This window comes from Streptosporangium sp. NPDC000563 (assembly GCF_040299985.1).
GTDB lineage: Bacteria > Actinomycetota > Actinomycetes > Streptosporangiales > Streptosporangiaceae > Streptosporangium.
Genome location: NZ_JBEPDA010000006.1, coordinates 13,594 through 32,909, shown reverse-complemented (window position 1 = coordinate 32,909; position 19,316 = coordinate 13,594). Strand labels below are relative to the sequence as shown.

The 19,316-nt window shown below is 70.9% G+C and carries 20 protein-coding genes and 1 tRNA gene; 5 read left to right on the top strand and 16 right to left on the bottom strand.

Annotated elements, in window-relative coordinates; translation table 11 throughout:
- Positions 1-64 precede the first annotated feature (64 nt).
- Positions 65-445, bottom strand: a complete 381-nt coding sequence (locus ABT352_RS17295; protein WP_350945831.1) for a hypothetical protein — start codon at positions 443-445, stop codon at positions 65-67.
- Entirely contained in the window at positions 442-804 is a 363-nt protein-coding gene (locus ABT352_RS17290) for a hypothetical protein (protein ID WP_350945830.1), read from the bottom strand. Before ABT352_RS17290 ends, ABT352_RS17295 begins: the two co-directional genes overlap by 4 nt.
- Before the next feature lie 86 nt (positions 805-890).
- Here ABT352_RS17290 and ABT352_RS17285 point away from each other — a divergent pair, with 86 nt between their 5' ends.
- Positions 891-1,403: a 2-thiouracil desulfurase family protein gene (locus tag ABT352_RS17285; RefSeq protein ID WP_350945829.1), complete on the top strand. Its 513-nt coding sequence runs from the start codon at positions 891-893 to the stop codon at positions 1,401-1,403.
- 40 nt (positions 1,404-1,443) lie between these two features.
- Here the strand turns inward: ABT352_RS17285 and ABT352_RS17280 are convergent, their stop codons facing one another.
- Positions 1,444-1,644 (bottom strand): hypothetical protein, encoded by a 201-nt coding sequence (locus ABT352_RS17280; protein WP_350945828.1) that lies wholly within the window; start codon positions 1,642-1,644, stop codon positions 1,444-1,446.
- Here ABT352_RS17280 and ABT352_RS17275 point away from each other — a divergent pair.
- The 3 genes from ABT352_RS17275 to ABT352_RS17265 are packed head-to-tail and all read left to right on the top strand — an operon-like array spanning position 1,634 to position 4,192.
- The gene (locus tag ABT352_RS17275; protein ID WP_350945827.1) at positions 1,634-2,134 is read left to right on the top strand and encodes a hypothetical protein; all 501 of its coding nucleotides are present in this window, start codon (positions 1,634-1,636) and stop codon (positions 2,132-2,134) included. The two genes, ABT352_RS17280 and ABT352_RS17275, sit on opposite strands and share 11 nt — an antisense overlap.
- A gap of 43 nt (positions 2,135-2,177) precedes the next feature.
- A complete protein-coding gene (locus ABT352_RS17270; protein ID WP_350945826.1) occupies positions 2,178-2,855 on the top strand; it encodes a response regulator transcription factor in 678 nt (225 codons plus the stop codon).
- Entirely contained in the window at positions 2,852-4,192 is a 1,341-nt protein-coding gene (locus ABT352_RS17265) for a sensor histidine kinase (protein ID WP_350945825.1), read from the top strand. The genes ABT352_RS17270 and ABT352_RS17265 overlap by 4 nt, the downstream gene beginning before the upstream one ends.
- Before the next feature lie 531 nt (positions 4,193-4,723).
- Here the strand turns inward: ABT352_RS17265 and ABT352_RS17260 are convergent.
- The 6 genes from ABT352_RS17260 to nadD all read right to left on the bottom strand — a co-directional run bounded on the left by ABT352_RS17260 (position 4,724) and on the right by nadD (position 8,317).
- Positions 4,724-5,086, bottom strand: coding sequence for a DoxX family protein (locus tag ABT352_RS17260; RefSeq protein WP_350945824.1), 363 nt, complete (start codon positions 5,084-5,086; stop codon positions 4,724-4,726).
- Between the two features lie 334 nt (positions 5,087-5,420).
- Positions 5,421-5,996: a TetR/AcrR family transcriptional regulator gene (locus ABT352_RS17255; protein WP_350945823.1), complete on the bottom strand. Its 576-nt coding sequence runs from the start codon at positions 5,994-5,996 to the stop codon at positions 5,421-5,423.
- A gap of 154 nt (positions 5,997-6,150) precedes the next feature.
- Positions 6,151-6,223: transfer RNA gene (locus tag ABT352_RS17250), tRNA-Ala, on the bottom strand.
- Between the two features lie 126 nt (positions 6,224-6,349).
- Positions 6,350-6,982, bottom strand: a complete 633-nt coding sequence (locus ABT352_RS17245) for a histidine phosphatase family protein (RefSeq protein WP_350945822.1) — start codon at positions 6,980-6,982, stop codon at positions 6,350-6,352.
- The gene (rsfS, locus tag ABT352_RS17240; RefSeq protein ID WP_350945821.1) at positions 6,979-7,386 is read right to left on the bottom strand and encodes a ribosome silencing factor; all 408 of its coding nucleotides are present in this window, start codon (positions 7,384-7,386) and stop codon (positions 6,979-6,981) included. The genes ABT352_RS17245 and rsfS overlap by 4 nt, the downstream gene beginning before the upstream one ends.
- Before the next feature lie 292 nt (positions 7,387-7,678).
- A complete protein-coding gene (gene nadD / locus ABT352_RS17235) occupies positions 7,679-8,317 on the bottom strand; it encodes a nicotinate-nucleotide adenylyltransferase (RefSeq protein ID WP_350945820.1) in 639 nt (212 codons plus the stop codon).
- A gap of 74 nt (positions 8,318-8,391) precedes the next feature.
- Between nadD and ABT352_RS17230 the strand changes: the two genes are divergently transcribed.
- Complete coding sequence (locus ABT352_RS17230; RefSeq protein ID WP_350945819.1) at positions 8,392-9,417, top strand: M48 family metallopeptidase; 1,026 nt, start codon at positions 8,392-8,394, stop codon at positions 9,415-9,417.
- Between the two features lie 91 nt (positions 9,418-9,508).
- On the opposite strand, the gene ABT352_RS17225 is transcribed toward ABT352_RS17230, so the two are convergent.
- The 7 genes from ABT352_RS17225 to ABT352_RS17195 form a co-directional block, all read right to left on the bottom strand.
- Positions 9,509-11,380: a serine/threonine-protein kinase gene (locus ABT352_RS17225; RefSeq protein WP_350945818.1), complete on the bottom strand. Its 1,872-nt coding sequence runs from the start codon at positions 11,378-11,380 to the stop codon at positions 9,509-9,511.
- Between the two features lie 281 nt (positions 11,381-11,661).
- Entirely contained in the window at positions 11,662-12,951 is a 1,290-nt protein-coding gene (locus tag ABT352_RS17220) for a glutamate-5-semialdehyde dehydrogenase (RefSeq protein WP_350945817.1), read from the bottom strand.
- A 16-nt stretch (positions 12,952-12,967) separates the two neighbouring features.
- On the bottom strand, positions 12,968-14,092 hold the full coding sequence (gene proB, locus ABT352_RS17215) for a glutamate 5-kinase (RefSeq protein ID WP_350945816.1): 1,125 nt from the start codon (positions 14,090-14,092) through the stop codon (positions 12,968-12,970).
- A 109-nt stretch (positions 14,093-14,201) separates the two neighbouring features.
- Entirely contained in the window at positions 14,202-15,554 is a 1,353-nt protein-coding gene (gene obgE / locus ABT352_RS17210; protein WP_350945815.1) for a GTPase ObgE, read from the bottom strand.
- 105 nt (positions 15,555-15,659) lie between these two features.
- A complete protein-coding gene (rpmA, locus tag ABT352_RS17205) occupies positions 15,660-15,917 on the bottom strand; it encodes a 50S ribosomal protein L27 (RefSeq protein ID WP_030924780.1) in 258 nt (85 codons plus the stop codon).
- Between the two features lie 19 nt (positions 15,918-15,936).
- A complete protein-coding gene (rplU, locus tag ABT352_RS17200) occupies positions 15,937-16,239 on the bottom strand; it encodes a 50S ribosomal protein L21 (protein WP_030924785.1) in 303 nt (100 codons plus the stop codon).
- Between the two features lie 208 nt (positions 16,240-16,447).
- Entirely contained in the window at positions 16,448-19,249 is a 2,802-nt protein-coding gene (locus ABT352_RS17195; RefSeq protein ID WP_350945814.1) for an Rne/Rng family ribonuclease, read from the bottom strand.
- Between the last annotated feature and the right edge of the window lie 67 nt (positions 19,250-19,316).

Sequence of the window (19,316 nt, the reverse complement as noted above, 5' to 3'; positions counted from 1 at the left end):
CCGTGCCTCCCTTGTGGTTTGGTCGGTTCGGGGACCAGACCTGCCCGGTGAGGCACGGACCTAACTAGCGGCGCCGCAAAAGCCAGTAAAGGCCCAGGACAGGAAGCACAAACGGGATGAAAAGATATCCGCTCCCGTAACCCGACCAGACCGTGGCACGCGGGAAGGCCTCGGGGTCGACCATGCTGAGCGTTCCCACGATGAGCACCCCGGCCAGTTCGACACCGCAGGCGACGAGCGCCAGGGTCCTGTTCCCCCTGGCCAGCGCCACGGTGAGCACGACGTAGACGGCCGCGGCGAACGCCGACAGCGCGTAGGCCAGCGGAGCCTCCTGGAACCGGGTGGCGATCTGCACGGCGGCACGCGCCCCCGCGGCGAGGGCGAACACCCCGTAGACCGCCACCAGCGCGCGTCCCGGCCCGCTGCCGATCGCCGGTTCGCTCACGGCAGCCCCTGCCAGACCTGGAGCATCCGCCCGACCATGCCGGGAATCGCGAAACCCGCCACCGCGATCACCGCGGGCCCCCAGCGCGACCGCTCACCGATCCCCCAGAACGCCGCCACCGGCGGGATCACCAGGCTGCCCGCCAGATAGCCGATGAGCGTGGCCGTCTCCGCGGGCCCCTCGCCCCGCACCAGCGCGGCGATCACGAACCCGGCCTGGACGAGCAGGCCGATCTCCAGCACTCCGAGCGCGACGAGGAGCGGTCTGCTCATCGCCCTGTTCCTCGCCGTGCTCACCAGCGCGAAGATCCCGACCAACAGCGACAGCAGGATGAGGCCGGTCGCGAGCGGGCCGATCATCGAGACCTCAGGGGATCGAAAAGCATGGGCAGCAGGGTACTGCCCGGCCCCCTCGCCCTCCGCTCCGCGCCACGTACTCTGGGTCCGTGGAGAGGATCCTGGTCAGCGCCTGCCTGATGGGACGGAAGGTCCGCTACGACGGGGCCGCCAAGACGAGCGGCGACGCCTTGCTGGTCACGTGGCGGCGGCAGGGGCGGCTCGTCCCGTTCTGCCCCGAGGTCGAGGGCGGTCTGCCCGTGCCGCGCCCGGCCGCGGAGATCGAGGACGGCGCCGGAGGCGAGGCGGTGCTGTCCGGGGCGGCCCGGGTGCTGACCGCCGAGGGTGCCGACGTCACGGAGTTCTTCCTCTCCGGCGCACGGGCGGCGCTCGCCGCCGCGCGGACCCACGGTGTGCGGGTGGCGATTCTGAAGGAGGGCAGTCCCTCCTGCGGCAGCCTGGTCATCTACGACGGCGCCTTCGGGGGCGGGCGCGTGCCCGGCCACGGGGTGACCACCGCCCTGCTCGAACGGCACGGCATCGCGGTCTTTTCCGAGGAGCGCGTCGCCGAGGCCGCCGCGCGACTGCGCGAACTCGGCGACCGGCACCCCGGACCCGCCTGAAGGCCGGCCCTCGCTCGCCCCGGCGTCCATCAGGGGCGGCCTAGTACTCCCACAGGTCGGTGCGGCCCTCCGCTCCGATGCAGAAGACCGCGGAACCGTGCTCTCCCTGGACGAGGTCGACCCTGATCCAGCCGGTGGCCGAGGCGACCTTGGCCTCGTAGCCCGCGTTGGGCGCGGCGGCGATCAGACGGCACACGCCGTTCTCGATGGCGAACGAGACCGAACCACCCTTGACGTTCACCACGCGCAGGTTCTCGGTGGAGATCGATCGCGTCCTGGTGGCCGTCGCCCTGGGCGTGGCGGGCGACGAGGTGGCCGCCTGGGTTCCGCGCGGCCTGGGAGGCGCGGACGGCGGCCCGGAACGGGAGGAATCGCCCTCCCGCGTGCGGGCCGGCGCCGCGGCGGTCCTCGACGGAGAGGAGGCGGAACTCGGCCTGGCGGTGCCGCGTGCGGGCGCGGTGGAGCGGGGCGCCGGGGTCCGGTCCGGCCCGGAGGAAGGCGCGGAGGAGGCCGCTGTCGGCGTGCCGAGTACCTGCGGTCCCGTGGGCGCTCCCCGGGGGAGTCGCGAGTCTCCCGTACGCCCGATGGCGGCGTTGATGGGTTCGATGCTCGCGTCCTCGAAGACCTCGCTGCGGAGCACGTCGCGGACGCCGAACCAGGCGACCGAGATCGCCAGGACGGTGGCCCCGCACCACACCGCTATGAACCCCAGCGTCTGCCGCATATCGTGAATTATTACGTCATATGTCCCACTGTTCACTACCGTTACATGGCATGGCGACGGTGCTAGTGGTCGAAGACGATGAATACGTACGATCCGCGATCATCCAGGAACTCAGCAGGCGCCAGCACGCCGTACGCAGCGCGGGGCGTGCGCTCGACGCTCTGCGAGAGATCACCCAGAACCCCCCGGACGCGGTGGTTCTCGACCTCGGGCTGCCCGACCTGGACGGGGCGGAGGCGCTCAAGATGGTCCGCAGCGTCTCCAGCGTCCCGGTCATCGTGGCCACGGCCAGGGACAACGAGGCGGAGATCGTCCGTCTCCTCCAGGCGGGGGCCGACGACTACCTGGTCAAACCGTTCTCCGGCGACCACCTGAACGCCCGCCTGGACGCCGTGCTGCGCCGGGCGCGGAGCGCGACCCCACCCCCGGTCCTGTGCGTCGGCGCCCTGTCGGTGGACCTCAACCGGCGCGAGGCCCACCTGGACGGTGCCCCGCTCACCCTCACCAGGCGCGAGTTCGACCTCCTCGCCTATCTCGCCACCCGCGCCGACCGGGTGGTCTCCCGCAAGGAACTGCTCACCGAGGTCTGGCAACAGTCCTACGGGGACGACCAGACGATCGACGTCCACCTGTCATGGCTGCGGCGCAAGCTCGGCGAGAGCGCGTCCTCCCCCCGCTACCTGCACACCGTACGCGGCGTGGGGGTCATGCTGATCACACCGCCGTGAGGCGGACCCTCGCCCTGCTCACCGTCGCGGGAACCTCGATGGTCGCCCTCGCCTTCCTGATCCCGCTCGGACTCATCGTCAGGGAGATCGCCCACGGCCGGGCCATGGCCGAGGCGGAACGGCAGGCCTCGGCGCTGGTCCCCGTGCTCGCCATCACCGTCGATCCCGACCGGCTCACCCACGCGCTGCTCAGCACCGGCGCACGGGACCGCATCGGGGTCCACCTGCCCGGCGGCGGCTCGGCCGGTACCGTGAGGGCCCCCGCGGAGACCGTGGCCGCGGCCTCCCGCCTGACCCGGGCCATCACCGCCGAGATGGGCACCGGCTACCTCCTGCTGCGCCCCGTCGCCCTGGACGGTGACAGGACCGTGGTCATCGAGATCTTCATCCCGCCGGCCGACCTCACCCGAGGCGTCGCCTCGTCGTGGGCGGTGCTGAGCGGGGTGGCCGCGGTGCTCGTCGCCGGATCACTCCTGGTCGGCGACCGGCTGGGCGTACGCGTGGTGCGCTCGGCCCGGCGGCTGGGACGGGCGGCGAGCGCCCTGGGCGCCGGGGACCTCAGCGTCCGCATCGAGCCCGAGGGCCCGCCCGAGCTCGTCGCGGCCGGCGAGGCGTTCAACAGCATGGCCGACCGCGTGACCCAGCTGCTGGCCGCGGAAAGGGAGATGGCCGCGGACCTGTCGCACCGCCTGCGCACCCCCCTCACCGCGCTCCGGCTCAGCCTGGACCACCTGGGACCCGAGGCCGAGCAGAGCAGGAGCGCGCTGAGCCGCCTGGAGGCCGAGGTGGATCAGATCATCGCGGCGGCGAGGCAGCCCTCCCGCGCGCCGGAGCTCGTCCACTGTGACGCCGCCGAGGTGCTGCGCGAACGGCTCGCCTTCTGGTCGGCGCTCGCCGAGGACCAGAGGCGCCCATGGGAGCTGATCGGCGCCTCGGCGCCCGCACGGGTGCCGGTCGCGGCAGGAGAGCTCAGCGCCGTGGTGGACGCCCTGCTCGGCAACGTCTTCCGGCACACCCCCGAGGGCACGGCGTTCACGGTGACCCTGCACCAGGGCTCGGGCACCGTCGGCGTGCTGATCGCCGACGCCGGTCCCGGCATCGGCGACCCCGAGGCGGCGCTGCGACGTGGGACCAGCGGGGCGGGATCCACCGGGCTCGGCCTGGACATCGCCCGCAGGCTCGCCGAGTCCTCCGGCGGCACCCTGCGAATCGACGCGTCCTCACTCGGCGGCGCCAGAGTCCAGCTCTGGTTCCGCACCGAATCGCACGACCGTCCCCCCCGTACCGCCCGGCGTCTGGTCGGCGGCCGCTGGTCCCGCAGGGACGCGAGGCGCTGAGCGGCGCGGCGGAACGTGTCGTGGACCGCGCCGGAGTGCGCCGGAGTGCGCCACGGCCGATACGGGGCCGGCTCACGACGTGCTTCTCCGGACGTCGGCCAGAGCACGCGTAGGCGAACGGCCGGATCTCCACCGGATCACCCGAAGTGCGAAGCGTTGCCCGGACCACGCGTGAGCGGACATTGGTTAGATCACGCGTAAGCGCCCCTTAAGCAATGCTCAAACGGGCTGTTTCCCCATTCCGGCTGCTCGATCATGAAGGGGAACGCGGACGTCACCCCGCGTCCATGGTTTCCGGCTCGCCCCGCCGCGCCGGTCTCGCGTCCAGACGGAGGAGGCGCGACCGGCACGGCGGGCGAGCCGGAAGCTCGCCTTCGCGGTCTCTTCTGATGATCTGTGATCGAAGCGCTCCGTCGCGAAGAACCGGGATGACGTTCGCCTTCCGGGGACGCGGGAACGGCAGGCATCCCCCACCTCCTCGTTGACCCGCTGACCCGACTCGGCCGGCGTGTCGTCCCGCGTGATCGGCCGTCACCGGATCACGAAACAGAACACGCCGGTGGCGAGGCAGACGACGAGCATGCCCGTGGCGTTGAGGAAGAGGTTCCTGCCGAAGTCTCTCGCCGCCACGTGCATCGATATCGCGACGAGGAAGTACAGGACGAGCGCGGCGCAGGTGACCGCCCCCAGATAGGGGATCCATATGCCCGCCAGCAGGCCGGCCGCCGCCGCGAACTTGATCGGCGACATCACCCACCAGTGTCTTCTCGGCCACTTCACGTCCTCCAGGCACCGAGCGACGAAAGCCACCGGCCTGACACACAGGATCGCGTCGACCACCTGTATGAAAGCCAGCACCACGACGGGCCACACCGGATCAGGAAGGTGCGTCAAGGTCGTCCTCCCTTCGTACGCTCTCGACTCGAACCGTACCATACGGCATGGTATGGAAAGATGACAAGGATCCTCCGACGCCGGGCCGTGCGGGCGGGTCACCGTCCCTCCTCCCGCTCAGCTGAACGCCCAGGTGAAGAAGAACGTGGGCCGCCCGGAAATCCGGTCGAACAACGGCGCGGACCGCGCGGGAAAGCAGCCGACCGACGTCATGAGCCGCGCGGGAAAGCAGCCGACCGATGCCGTGAACCGCACAGAAACCCGACCGGCGATGCCGTGGAGGGCCCGGCAAACCGGCCGGCCCATGTCGCGGAGCGCGAATCGATGTCGCGTCTCAGTCGGCGGCGGTGATCGACTTCTCCGGCACCAGGGGCAGAAGCATCTCGACGACGTCCCTCAACTCCTCGGCACCGACGGGCGGGACCAGCACGGTGGCCCCCACGGCCAGGAGATACGGAAGCAGCGCGGCTCGTCTCGCCTCCGCGTCCGTCGCGACATGGGGCCGCCAGACGCGCTGCAACGCCGACAGCCTGACCTGGTCGATGCGCGCCTGCACGGCGCGCACACCGGGATCCGACATCGACCAGGCACGTACCGCCGCCTCCAGTTGGGGTCGGTAGAGCCCCGTATCCCGCGACCGGATCAGCTCGGTCAGCCTCCCGAGGACGGCGCGCGCGTCACCCTGCGTCTCGACCTCGGCGATCGCCCGGTCGAACGCCTCGACGGACAACCGCTCGAAGTACGCCAGCAGGTCGCGCTTGTATCCCTCGGCACCATCGAAATGGTGGTGAAAGGACCCCTTGGACAATCCCAGGCGGGCGGCGATCCGGTCGATGCGCACCCCCGAGGCCCCCTCGGCGGCCAGCACCCGGATGCCCTCGTCCAACCAACGGTCACGCGCCGCACTCACGCCCCGACCATACCAGGAGGTACGGTGCCCGGACGTGCCCGCGACACGCCCCTGAACGAAACAAGGCCACCCGGAGGGTGGCCTTGTCAAGGAGATCGCGGGCGACCTCCCACCGGCGCTCATCGCGCCGACGATCCGATCACCCGTCCGTGGGTGGAGCTATGGGGATTCGAACCCCAGACCTCCTCCATGCCATGGAGGCGCGCTACCAGCTGCGCCATAGCCCCTGGTCACCGCTTCGAGTGCTCTCGTTGCGGCGCTCGGGAAGCATATAAGGACACCGGCGTGTTCACCTAATCGACGACCACACGGCCCGCGCCCGCCACCGGGGCGCAAGCCGCGCCGCCCGAAGGTCAATCCTGGGTGACCTCGGGGTTGTCGTCGCTGCTGACCGGCTCGGGGAGGGTCCCCGCGTTGTGCTCCAGCAGACGCCAGCCCTTACGCCCCTCCTCCAGCACCGACCACGAGCAGTTTCCGAGACCTCCCAGGGCGGGCCAGAGCTCCTGCGGCAGGTTCATGAGCTTGGCGATACCGAGCCGGATCGCCGCCCCGTGGGAGGCGACGACCAGCAGGCCGTCGGAGTCGATCTCCGCCGCCCAGCGGCGGATGGCCGAGGAGACCCTGTCGGCGACGTCGGTGACCGCCTCACCGCCCGGCGCCTCCCAGTCGGCGAACTCCCGGGGCCACCTCTTGGAGATCTCCTCCCGGGTGAGCCCTTCCCACTGGCCTCCGCCCCGCTCTCGCAGATCCTTGTCGACACTGACGTCCAGGCGCGTGACGCGGCCCAGCGCCGAGGCGGTGTCGAAGGCGCGCTGGAGATCGGAGGAGACAATCCTGCTCGGGCGGAGAGCGGCGAGCAGCGAGGCCGCGCGGGTGGCCTGCGCGATCCCGGTCTCGTCAAGGGGGATGTCGCTGTGGCCCTGGAAGCGGTGCTCGACGTTCCACAGCGTCTGGCCATGCCTGAGGCAGACGACGCGGCGACTCACTCAGCTACCGTCCCGCGGGCGCGCTGGGCGGCGACCTGGGTCACACTGTCCGGCAGCGAGATGGAGGGGCAGTCCTTCCACAGGCGCTCCAGCGCGTAGAAGGTGCGGTCCTCCTCGTGCTGGACGTGCACGACGATGTCGATGTAGTCCAGCAGGACCCAGCGGCCCTCGCGCTCACCCTCGCGACGGACGGGCTTGGCGTCGGCCCCGATCCGCAGCCGGTCCTCGATCTCGTCGACGATGGCGCGGACCTGACGGTCGTTGGTGGCGGAGCAGAGCACGAACGCGTCGGTGATGACGAGCTGGTCGCTCACGTCGTAGGCGAGAATGTCGTCGGCCAGTTTGTCCGCCGCCGCCTCGGCGGCGAGCCTGACGAGCTGGATGGATCTTTCTGTTGCTGTCACGGTGTGGGTCAGTCCTCCTGCTAGTCGGCGCTGTCACCTATCAGGGTGCCCGATTCGGCGCTTGTTGAAGAGCCGCCTGTTGGACAACGCCTATCGTGTGTCACCCGATTCCGCACCGCAAACGAATTGCCGCCCTGATCAGGGGCGTCCTCGGCGGGCGCGGCCGCGTTCGTCGATCTCGGGCGGGACGGGCACGGCCCGCGCGGTCGGCGATCATGCCGGATGAGCCGCGGATACTCGTCCCACGCAAATTTCTCGAATCATAGCGAATTTCATCAAAATCGGCCCCCGCTCACCGGCCACCGGAAGGTCTGGCCGCCGTGTCGCCGTACAGACCGCGCTTGTTGATGTACTGGACGATGCCGTCGGGGACGAGATACCAGATGGGCTCCCCGGAGGCCACCCGCTGGCGACACTCCGACGACGAGATGGCCAGTGCCGGGATCTCCACCAGGCTCACCTTGCCGTCGGGCAGGCCGGGGTCGTGCAGGACGTGGCCGGGCCTGGTGGCACCCACGAAGTGCGCGATGGTGAACAGCTCGTCGACGTCGCGCCAGCTCAGGATCTGGGCGAGCGCGTCGGCCCCGGTGATGAAGTAGAGATCCACATCGGGCCCCCAGGCGGCGGAGATCTCTCTGAGCGTGTCGATGGTGAAGGTGGGACCCGGGCGGTCGATGTCGACGCGGCTCACCGAGAACCTGGGGTTGGAGGCGGTGGCGATGACCGTCATGAGATAGCGGTCCTCGGCGGCCGAGACGATCTTGTCGGCCTTCTGCCACGGCTGTCCCGTCGGCACGAAGACCACCTCGTCAAGATCGAAATGGTGAGCGACCTCACTGGCCGCGACCAGGTGACCGTGATGGATCGGGTCGAAGGTCCCGCCCATGACGCCCAGACGTCGCTTCCCCTTGCCCGTAGGCACGTTCATCATGAAACGGACCATACGTGCAAGCCGTACACAGCTTTTAATCACCCCCCGCGCGTGGCAGGCGGACCCGACGTAGCATGCCGGACATGACCACCACCCCGGATCGCAACCGCGTGCAGCTTCCCGGCATCAGCTCGCGCGCCTACGAACATCCTGCCGATCGGTCCGCGCTGGTCGCCCTCCGGTCGCTCAGCGGGTTCGACACGGTGCTCAAGCAGATGTCCGGCCTGGTCAGCGAGCGCCGCCTGCGCCTGATCTACCTCGCCTCGGCCGTGCGCACCAGCGAGACCCAGTTCCGCTCGCTGCACGACATGGGCCGCGACGCCGCCTACACGCTCGACCTCCACCGCATTCCCGAGGTCTACGTGCAGCAGAGCCCTCTGGTGCAGGCGAAGGCGATCGGTTTCGACGACCCGTTCATCGTCGTCACGACCGGTCTCCTCGACCTGATGGACTCAGAGGAGCAGCGCTTCGTCATCGGCCACGAGACCGCCCACATCCTGTCGGGCCACGCGGTCTACCGGACCATGCTCGACATCCTGACCCGTCTCGCCACCCGTGTGGCCTGGATCCCGCTCGGCTACATCGGCCTGCGCGCGATCGTGGCCGGCCTGGAGGAGTGGCACCGCAAGTCCGAGCTCTCCGCCGACCGAGGCGGCCTGCTCTGCGGCCAGGACTCCGACGCGGCACTGCGCGCCCTGATGAAGCTCGCCGGCGGCTCGCGCCTGCACGAGATGAACATCGAGGCCTTCCTCGACCAGGCCAGGGAGTACGACACGGCGGGCGACGTCCGTGACGGCCTGCTCAAGGTCCTCAACCTGCTGGGCACCACCCACCCGTTCGCCGTCTCGCGTGTCGCCGAGCTCGACAAGTGGCGCCGCAGCGGCGAGTACGAGACGATCCTCGCCGGTGAATACCCCCGCCGCACCGACGACGCCAACGCGAAGATCTCCGAAGAGGTCAAGGCGGCCGCCCGCTCCTACCGTGAATCCTGGTCGCAGTCCCAGGACCCGTTCATCGGCGTCCTGCGCGACGTCGCGGAAGGCGCCGTCAACGCCGGAGAGCGCATCTTCAACCGCTTCTCCCGCCGCGATGGAAATTAATCAGAAGCTCCACCGAAAGGGCCCGGGGACCGCTCCGGGCCCTTTTCCATGCCGGCCACACATGAAGTCCATACTCGAACAGGAGCGAGATCTACACGAGGAGGGCGATCGCGCGTACGGCCGCGGAGCACAGGGCGACGAACCCGCCCAGTACGGCGAGCGCGCGCAGGCCCTCCTTGCGGAGTTCGACGAGCTCGGCACCGATCCGCTCGATCTCCCGGCCGAGGATGCCCCCGCAGACGACGCCGAACACGACGCCGGCGACGGCGACCGGGGCGGGATGCGCCCACCAGTCGGGGGGCAGCGAGCCGCCGAGGCTCAGCCAGAGCGCGCCCCCGGCGAGGGCCGCCGCCGGCAGCCCCGGCCACGCGAGGGCGGTCAGCAGCGAGACGACGAAGGTCAGTGGAAAGCCCAGGACACGCAGGACCGCCCGGGTCCTGGCCGACTTACGCTTCCTGACCAGCCAGTGCCCGGCCCACAGCGTACGGGCCAGCGTGGCGAACAGCCCGGTGACGGCGAAGGTGGCCGGCGGCCAGATGACCGTGGCCACGACGCACGGCACGGCCAGCACCGCCAGCAGTAGCAGCGCCGCGTTGCCCGCGGGCAACGGCCCCGCCCTGCCCCCGCCCTGGAGTTCTCCGGCCGCCCCGCCCCGCCCCTTACCGGTTTGGCGCCGCCGGACGGCTCTGCCCGCCGCGGCGGCGGGCCGCCCGCCACGCGACGTCTCCGCGGCCGCGGGGGCCCGCCCGGTCCTGGACGTCTCACCTGTCGTGGCGGCCGCGCGTGCCCCGCGAGGTGTCTCACCGCTCGCGGGGGCAGAGCGGCCACGGGGCGCCTCGCCGACCGCGGCGGCCGGGCGCCCGCCACGGGACGTCTCACCGGGCGCCGGGAGCACCCGGGCCGCACGGGCCGTCTCACCGGCGGGCACCGCCCTCCCCCCGCGCGGCGCGCCGTCCGTGTCGGCCGGGGACCGGGGCGGACGCACCGCTCCGTCCGTGGGAACGGACGACCTTCCTCTGCCGGTCTCCGCCCTGGCCGCCCGCCCGCCCTTGACGGGCTCCTCACCCTTGGTGCCGGACCTGGAGCGGCCTTCCTGCTTCCTGCCCTGGCCGGGCTTCTCCCCCGCGAGGGTGCCCGGTTTCCTGGCCGCCCCCGCCCCGGACGGGATCGTCCTCACCAGGCGGCCCAGGCGGCTGGTGAGGAGTGCCGCGGTGGGGCGCTTGGCCGGCTCGCGGTGCAGGGCCGCGCGGATCAACGGCAGCAGAGCCGCCGGGACGCCCTCAAGGTCGGCCTGGCCGTTGAGGATCGCGTACATCTGTGCCTCGACGGTGCCTCCACCGAAGGTGGGACGGCCGGTCGCGGCGAAGGCGACGGTGGCCGCCCAGGCGTGCACGTCCGCGGGCTCGCCCACGTGCTCGTCCGCGAACAGTTCGGGGGCGGCGTAGCCGGGGGTGCCCAGGAAGGTGCCGGTCAGGGTGAGCCGGGTGGCGTCCAGGACGTGGGCGATGCCGAAGTCGATGAGGACGGGCTCGTCGTCCCCGTTGACCACCACGTTGGCGGGTTTGAGGTCGCGGTGCACGACCCCGGCCGCGTGGATGATCGACAGGGCGATGGCGAGGCCCTGCGCGACACTGAGCAGGCCGGCGCCCTCCAGGCAACCGTCGCGGCGCACCCGATCCAGGAGGGTGTCTCCCTCGATGTGCTCCATGACCAGGTAGGGCCGGTCACCGTCGAGATCGGCGTCGACGACGCGGGCGACGTAGGGGCTCTCGACCCTGCGCAGGGCACGGACCTCTCGCTCCAGACGCACCCGGGCCTCCGAGCCCGGGTCGTGGACGTCGTGGAGCACCTTGAGCGCGACCCTGTCACCCCGGCGGCTGGAGGCGAGGTAGACCTCGCCCATTCCCCCCCGGCCAAGACGTTCCAGCAACGTATAGGGACCGACCCGCCCGAGACGACCCACGTGACCTCCTGCGTCGGCCACATGGGTCAGGGACCGCCGCGCCTATCGGGTCGCTCACTCCCGCTCGCTTCCCTGCTCTCCAGCCATAGGAGACCACACCATAGCGGGCGAGTGTGACGTTTTCCCGGCGGCACGCCGGACTCCCAGAAAGATCCGGAAGAGCGAAAGGCCCTGCGGCTGCGGGATTCGCCGGGTCCGGGCGGTGCGCCCCGGGCCCGAGGAACGGCTCACGGGGCACCCGGAAGGCCGCGTCGCGACGTCCGGGGCCCCGCGGGAGCGACTTATCGGGACGCGGACTCGGGTGAGGCGAGGACCGTACCCTCGGCCGTGCGCAGATGACCTTCACCGGTGTAGACCCACTTGGTCGAGGTCAGCTCCGGCAGGCCCATGGGGCCGCGCGCGTGCAGCTTCTGGGTGGAGATGCCGATCTCCGCGCCGAAGCCGAACTCCCCGCCGTCGGTGAACCTGGTCGAGGCGTTGACCGCCACGGCCGCGGAGTCGACCAGCGCGACGAACCTGCGGGAGGCGCTGACCGAGCGCGTGACGATCGCGTCGGTGTGCGCCGAGCCGTACTTCCTGATGTGCGCGACCGCCTCCTCCAGCGAGTCGACCACGGCGGCGGCGATGTCCAGCGAGAGGTACTCCATCCGGAAGTCCTCCTCCCCGGCGGGCACCACGTCGCCGTACGCCGCGACGCGCGCATCACCGTGCACCGTGACGCCCTCCGCCGCCAGCGCGGCCAGCGCTCGCGGCACGAAGGTGTCGGCCACGGCCGCGTGCACCAGGAGCGTCTCGGCGGAGTTGCACACCGAGGGCCGCTGAACCTTGGCGTTGATCAGGATCTGGATCGCGAGGTCCAGATCGGCGTCGGCGTCGACGTAGACGTGGCAGTTGCCCACGCCGGTCTCGATCACCGGGACGGTGGACTCCTCCACCACCGAGTTGATCAGCGAGGCGCCGCCGCGCGGAATCAGCACATCGACCAGGCCGCGGGCCCTCATGAGTTCCTTGGCCGAGTCGCGGCTCTGCCCGGGGACCAGCTGGACGGCTCCGGCGGGCACCCGGGTGCCCGCCAGCGCCTCCTGCATGATCCTGACGAGGACCGTGTTCGACTCGTACGCGCTGGACGAGCCGCGCAGCAGGGTGGCGTTGCCGCTCTTGAGGCAGAGCGCCGCGGCGTCCACGGTCACATTGGGGCGGCCCTCGTAGATGATGCCGATCACGCCGAGCGGAACCCGGAGCTGGCGCAGCTCCAGCCCGTTGGGCAGCGTGTTGCCCCGGATCACCTCGCCGACGGGGTCGGGCAGGTCGGCGACCTGACGGACCGCCTCGGCGATCGCCTCGATCCTGGCCTCGTCGAGACGAAGACGGTCGATCATGTACTCGGAGATCCCGCTCTCCCGCGCCCTCTCCACATCGAGCGCGTTGGCCGCGACGATCTCGGCGGACGCGGCCACCAGCGCGTCGGCCATCACCCGGAGCGCGGCGTCCTTCGGCGCCCTCGGCAGCGGGGCCAGCTCCGCGGCGGCCTCTTTGGCCGCCAAGGCCACCTTCAGGAAGTCCTCGGACATCTCGCGCTCCAAAAAACTAGTTGTGGGATTCCAGTATGACGATGTCGTCGCGGTGGATCAGCTCTCGTTCGTACTCGGGCCCCAGGCTCGCCGCCAGCTCCCGGGTGGAGCGCCCGAGCAGCCCCGGAATCTCCCCCGCGTCGAAGTTGACCAGGCCACGCGCGACCACCCGGCCGAGCGGCCCGCACAGGTCCACCGGATCGCCCGCCGCGAACTCGCCCTCGACGGAGGTGACCCCCGCCGGGAGCAGCGACTTGCGGCGGCTCACCACCGCCTCGACGGCGCCGGGGTCCAGGTGGAGGCGTCCACGACCCGTGGTGGCGTGGGCCAGCCAGAGCAGGCGGGTGCCCGGGTGACGCCCGCCGGGGTGGAAGTAGGTGCCGACGTCGGTTCCCGCGAGCGCCTGGGCGGCGTGCGCGGCGGCGGTGAGCACCACGGGCACACCCGCCCCTGTGGCGATCTTGGCGGCCTGCACCTTGGTGATCATGCCTCCGGTGCCGACCGCCCCGCCCTTGCCGAGCTCCACCCCGACGAGGTCCTCGGGCCCGCGTACGTCGGCGAGCCTGCGGGCGCCGGGACGACGGGGGTCGCCGTCGTAGAGCGCGTCCACATCCGACAGCAGCACCAGCGCATCGGCCCTGGTCAGGTGGGCGACCAGCGCGGCGAGCCGGTCGTTGTCGCCGAAGCGGATCTCGTCGGTGGCCACGGTGTCGTTCTCGTTGACCACGGGGACGATGCCCAGCTCCAGCAGCCGGGCCAGCGTGCGCTCGGCGTTGACGTGATGCGAGCGGCGCATCATGTCGTCGGCGGTCAGCAGAACCTGGCCGACCCGCAGGCCGTACCGGGCGAAGGAGGAGGTGTATCGGGCCACCAGCACGCCCTGGCCGACCGAGGCGGCGGCCTGCTGGGTGGCGAGGTCGCGCGGCCTGGCGGGCAGGCCCAGCGGACCGAGACCCGCCGCGATCGCGCCGGAGGAGACCAGCACGATCTGGGTGCCGGCCTTGCGCCGGGCGGCGAGCACGTCGACCAGGGCGTCCACCCGGTCGACGTCGATCATCCCCCGCGGGGTGGTGAGCGAGGACGAACCCACCTTCACGACAAGGCGCGAAGCCGTACGGATCCGTTCGCGCGCAGAGTCCACGACACGCACCTCTCAAAGATGATCACTTGGAAGATCAGGTTATCCGAGCCGCCCGGACGGGGCGGGAAGCACACGGGACGCGCGCCGAGGCGCCCTCGCGAGGCCCCCGCTAGCCGAGCCGGTTGTCCGATCCGCGCGGCCCCTGACGTACGGCCTCGGCGTTGAGCGTCGGCTGCCAGTCGAAGATGTGTCCGCTCTCCATGGAGCCGATGATCACCTCGGCTCCGGCCTTCGCCCCGGCCTTGGTGAGCTCCTCCTCGACACCGAGCCGCTCCAGCCGGTCGGCCAGGTAGCCCACGGCCTCGTCGTTGGTGAAGTCGGTCTGGCGGATCCACCGCTCCGGCCTCACCCCGGTGACCTGGAAGGTGTGGTCGTCGATCCTGCGGACGGCGAATCCCGCGTCACCGTGCTGCTTGGGCCTGATGACCAGGCGGGTCGGCTCCGGGATCGGAGCGGCGGCCCTCGCGGCGGCGACCATCTCCCCCATGGCGTAGGTCAGTTCCTTGAGGCCGTCATGGGTGGCCGCGGAGATCGAGAAGACCCGCAGTCCCCGCTCCTGGAGCATCGGCGTCACGATCTCCGCCAGCTCGCGGGCGTCGGGCACGTCGGACTTGTTGAGCACCGCCAGGCGCGGCCGGTCCTCCAGCTTGCCGTACGCGGCCAGCTCGGCCTCGATCGCCTCGTAGTCGCTGATCGGGTCACGGCCCGGCTCCATCGTGGCGCAGTCGATCACGTGCACGAGCGTGTTGCAGCGCTCGACGTGGCGCAGGAACTCGTGCCCCAGCCCCTTGCCCTCCGAGGCGCCGGGGATCAGTCCCGGCACGTCCGCGACGGTGAAGACGGTCTCGCCCGCGGTGACCACCCCGAGGTTGGGGACCAGGGTGGTGAACGGGTAGTCGGCGATCTTCGGGCGGGCGGCGGAGAGCGCGGCGATGAGGGAGGACTTGCCCGCACTGGGGAATCCGACGAGCGCCACGTCGGCGACGCTCTTCATCTCCAGCATGACGTCGAGCTCGTCGCCCGGCTCACCGAGCAGTGCGAATCCGGGGGCCTTGCGCTTGGCGGAGGCGAGTGCGGCGTTGCCGAGCCCGCCGTGCCCGCCCTCGGCGATCACGTAGCGGGTACCCGCGCCGATCAGGTCGATCAGGACCTCGCCGGTGGCGGCGTTCTTGACCACGGTGCCGTCGGGCACCGAGATGATGATGTCGCCGCCGTTGGCGCCGTCGCGGTTGGCGCCCTGCCCCTGCTTGCCGTTGTCGGCCTTGCGGTGCGGGCGGCGGTGATACTCCAGCAGGGTCGCCGTGTTGGCGTCGACCTCCAGGATCACGTCACCGCCCCGGCCTCCGTTGCCCCCGTCGGGACCGCCCAGCGGCTTGAACTTCTCCCGATGGACAGAGGCACAGCCGTTTCCCCCGTCACCGGCCTTGATGTGCAGGACCACCTGGTCCACAAAGTCCGGCATATCTACTTTCCTACCTCTATCTACGGGAAATTCCGGTGAAAACGCGAACAGGGGTGGACCGCTGAATGCGATCCACCCCTGCCCTCAACGTCTGTCGGCGCGAATCTACTCCGCGACCGGAACGATGCTCACCGCGCGGCGTCCGCGCTTGACACCGAACAGAACGTGGCCCGCGGCCAGCGCGAACAGCGTGTCGTCACTGCCACGGCCGACGTTGTCGCCGGGGTGGAAGTGGGTGCCGCGCTGACGAACGATGATCTCGCCGGCGTTGACCAGCTGACCGCCGAAGCGCTTCACACCGAGCCGCTGGGCGTTGGAGTCGCGGCCGTTCCGAGTGGACGACGCGCCCTTCTTGTGTGCCATCTCGCAAAACTCCCGAAACTCAGGCCTGGTCGATGCCGGTGATCTTCACCTGGGTGTACCGCTGACGGTGACCCTGGCGCTTCTTGTACCCCGACTTGTTCTTGTACTTCAGAATCCGGATCTTCGGACCCTTGGTCTCACCGAGAATCTCGGCGGCAACCGTGAACTTGCCCGCCTCGGTGGTCACGTCGCCGTCGTTGACGACGAGGACCGTCGGCAGCGAAACCGTGGAACCGACCTCGCCGGCGACCTTGTCCACTTCAAGGACGTCACCGACGGAGACCTTCTGCTGCCTGCCGCCGCAACGAACGATCGCGTACACCGCGGAACCCTTCTTCTGACTGCTTGCTCGCTGGATGCTGCGCCCCGCATCCGGCTGTGGTCATTGATGACGTACCGGGTAGGCGCGCGAACAGGGCGCGCCATGAGCGCACCGGTTCACCAGGGTACCGGATTGACGGTGTCCTGGTCGAACCGGGCGGAACGTCGGGGGTGCCGGCCTTCGGCCCCGTCCCTGTGCGGGACGGGGTCTAATCGGCCGACCTGGCCTTGCGGGAGCGTCGCCGCCCCCGGCCAGAAGCCTGTGCTGCCTGACCGTCCTCATGCTGGACTCCATCAAGCGCATCGGTCACCGTATCACGCCCAGACTGGTCACCGGCCGCCACCGCGTGGTTACCGTCCTTGCCCAGCTTTTCCGCGACGGCCTTCTCCACGGCCATCTTGCCCTGGGTGCCGCGCGGCTCGGGCTTGCCCTCGACCGGTTCCGACGAGACGTGCAGGCCGCGGCCGTTGCAGCACTCACAGGTGGTCGAGAAGGCCTCCAGGAGGCCCTGGCCGACCCGCTTGCGCGTCATCTGGACCAGACCGAGGGAGGTCACCTCGGCCACCTGGTGCTTGGTACGGTCACGGGCCAGGCACTCCAGCAGCCGCCGCAGCACCAGATCACGGTTGTTCTCCAGCACCATGTCGATGAAGTCGATGACGATGATGCCGCCGATGTCGCGCAACCTGAGCTGGCGGACGATCTCCTCGGCCGCCTCCAGGTTGTTGCGGGTGACGGTCTCCTCGAGGTTGCCGCCCTGACCGGTGAACTTGCCGGTGTTGACGTCGACCACGGTCATGGCCTCGGTCCTGTCGATCACCAGCGAGCCGCCGCTGGGCAGCCAGACCTTGCGCTCCATCGCCTTGGCGATCTGCTCGTCGATCCGGTACGCGGCGAAGACGTCACCGCCCTCCTCCCACCTGCTGAGGCGGTCGGCCAGATGCGGGGCGACGTAGCGGACGTACTCGTCGACCGTCTCCCACACGTCCCCCGCGACGACCAGCGAGGCGAAGTCCTCGTTGAACACGTCGCGGACCACCCGGACGGTCAGGTCGGGCTCGGAGGAGAGCAGCTCGGGCGCGCTGGCCGACTTGGCCTTGCGCTGGATGTTCTCCCACTGCGCCGACAGCCTGGCCACGTCGCGAGCCAGCTCGTCCTCCGAGGCGCCCTCGGCGGCCGTACGGACGATGACCCCCGCGTTCTCCGGCATGACCTTCTTCAGGATGCTCTTGAGACGGGTGCGCTCCTTGTCGGGGAGCTTGCGGCTGATACCGGTCATCGAACCGTCGGGCACGTAGACCAGGTAACGTCCCGGCAGGCTGATCTGGCTCGTCAGGCGGGCGCCCTTGTGGCCCATCGGGTCCTTGGTGACCTGCACCAGCACCGACTGGCCCGACTTCAGCGCCACCTCGATCCGCTTGGGCTGTCCTTCCAGCCCCGCGGTGTCGAAGTTCACCTCTCCGGCGTACAGGACCGCGTTGCGGCCCTTGCCGATGTCGACGAACGCGGCCTCCATGCTCGGCAGCACGTTCTGCACCTTGCCGAGATAGACGTTGCCCACGTACGACTGGCTCGCCTCGCGGTTGACGTAGTGCTCGACGAGGACGCCGTCCTCCAGCACCGCGATCTGGGTGCGCCCGCCGGTGCGGCGGACCACCATCACGCGCTCGACGGACTCCCTGCGGGCCAGGAACTCCGACTCGGTGATGATCGGCGGACGCCTGCGGCCGAGCTCACGGCCCTCGCGGCGGCGCTGCTTCTTCGCCTCCAGGCGGGTCGAGCCGCGCACGCTCTGCACCTCGTCCACCGAGGTGCCGCGGCCGGCACGGGGCGCGCGGATGCGCACCACCGTGTTCGGCGGGTCGTCGGGGACGTCGCCGGACTCGTCCGTGCCCCTGCGCCGCCTGCGTCGACGGCGGCGCGAGCTGCCGCTCTCGGCCTCGTCGTCCTGCTCGGCCTCAGCCTGCTCCTCGTCGTCCTGCTCGGCCTCGGTCTCCTCGGTCTCGTCGAGGTCGCGCGCCTTGCCGCGGCCCCGGCCGCCCCTGCGGCGCCGACGCCGGCGACCTCCCGCGTCGTCGTCGCCCTCGCCTTCCGAGTCGTCGTCCTCGGGCTCCTCGGCGAGCTCGGCCCTCTCGGTCTTCTCGACCCGGTCGGCCTTGTCGGCCCTCGCCTCGACGGGCTCGGGCTCGGGAGTGGCGGGCTGGACCGGCGCGGGACGCGTGGCGGGCTGTGCGGCCCGCTGCGGGTCGGGGGCCTGGAACAGCGGCTGGAACACCGCGGCGGGCGCCTGGAAGGTCACCGAGGGCACCTCGGAACGTTCCCTGGCGGCCAGGCCGAAGGGATCGGCGAACAGGCCGGGACGCTCCTCGATGATGTCCTCGCCCGCGGGTTCGTCGTCGAGCGGCTCGTCGGCCGGCAGGAGCTCCGCCTCGGCCTCCTCCACCTCGGCGGGAGGCACGTGGACGCTCTGCTCGGCCTCGACCGGCGGCGCCTCGCGCGGCGTGGCCTTCTTGCGCGTACGGGTGCGCTTGGCGGGGGCCGCGGGCGCCTCCTGGGGCTCGGCCTCGGCGAAGGGATCCGGTACGGCGACGGGCGCCACGGGGTGCGCCGGGGAGACCGTCACGGGTGCATCGGGGATCGCAGGGGTCTCGGGGGTCGCAGGGGTCATAACCTCCGCGACCGGCTCCGCGACCGGCTCGACCGGCTTCTTCGCACGGCTACGACGCGTGGTGGTGGTCGCACCGTCCGCCACCGCCGTCTTGCGCCTGGTGGCGCGCTTGGGCGCGGGCGCGGTGGGCTCCACCGTGGAGGTCTCGGGGACCTCGGGCGTCACGGTCTGCGCGACCGGTGCGGGCGGTGCCGTGACCACCGGGGCCGGCTCCGGCGGCTCCGGTGGAGGTCCGGCCGGCCTGCTCGCGGCCCTGCGACGGGTCGTCGGCGGTCGTGTCTCTTCTGTTGTCGTGTCCCCGTCAGGGCTGTTGACCCCGGCGTTGGGCTCGTTGTCGAGCATGCGGGCGCTCTCCCGTTCAGCTCCCGGGCGCGTCTCCGCGCCGCGCGGGAGCTCTCGTCTCTCACTG

Bases quoted from the DNA above. Each gene is read 5' to 3' on its own strand.
- ABT352_RS17290 (WP_350945830.1), bottom strand. From the start codon at position 804: ATGATCGGCCCGCTCGCGACCGGCCTCATCCTGCTGTCGCTGTTGGTC.
- ABT352_RS17270 (WP_350945826.1), top strand. From the start codon at position 2,178: ATGGCGACGGTGCTAGTGGTCGAAGACGATGAATACGTACGATCCGCG.
- nadD (WP_350945820.1), bottom strand. From the start codon at position 8,317: ATGATGAACGTGCCTACGGGCAAGGGGAAGCGACGTCTGGGCGTCATG.
- ABT352_RS17230 (WP_350945819.1), top strand. From the start codon at position 8,392: ATGCCGGACATGACCACCACCCCGGATCGCAACCGCGTGCAGCTTCCC.
- ABT352_RS17220 (WP_350945817.1), bottom strand. From the start codon at position 12,951: ATGTCCGAGGACTTCCTGAAGGTGGCCTTGGCGGCCAAAGAGGCCGCC.
- obgE (WP_350945815.1), bottom strand. From the start codon at position 15,554: ATGCCGGACTTTGTGGACCAGGTGGTCCTGCACATCAAGGCCGGTGAC.
- rpmA (WP_030924780.1), bottom strand. From the start codon at position 15,917: ATGGCACACAAGAAGGGCGCGTCGTCCACTCGGAACGGCCGCGACTCC.
- ABT352_RS17195 (WP_350945814.1), bottom strand. From the start codon at position 19,249: ATGCTCGACAACGAGCCCAACGCCGGGGTCAACAGCCCTGACGGGGAC.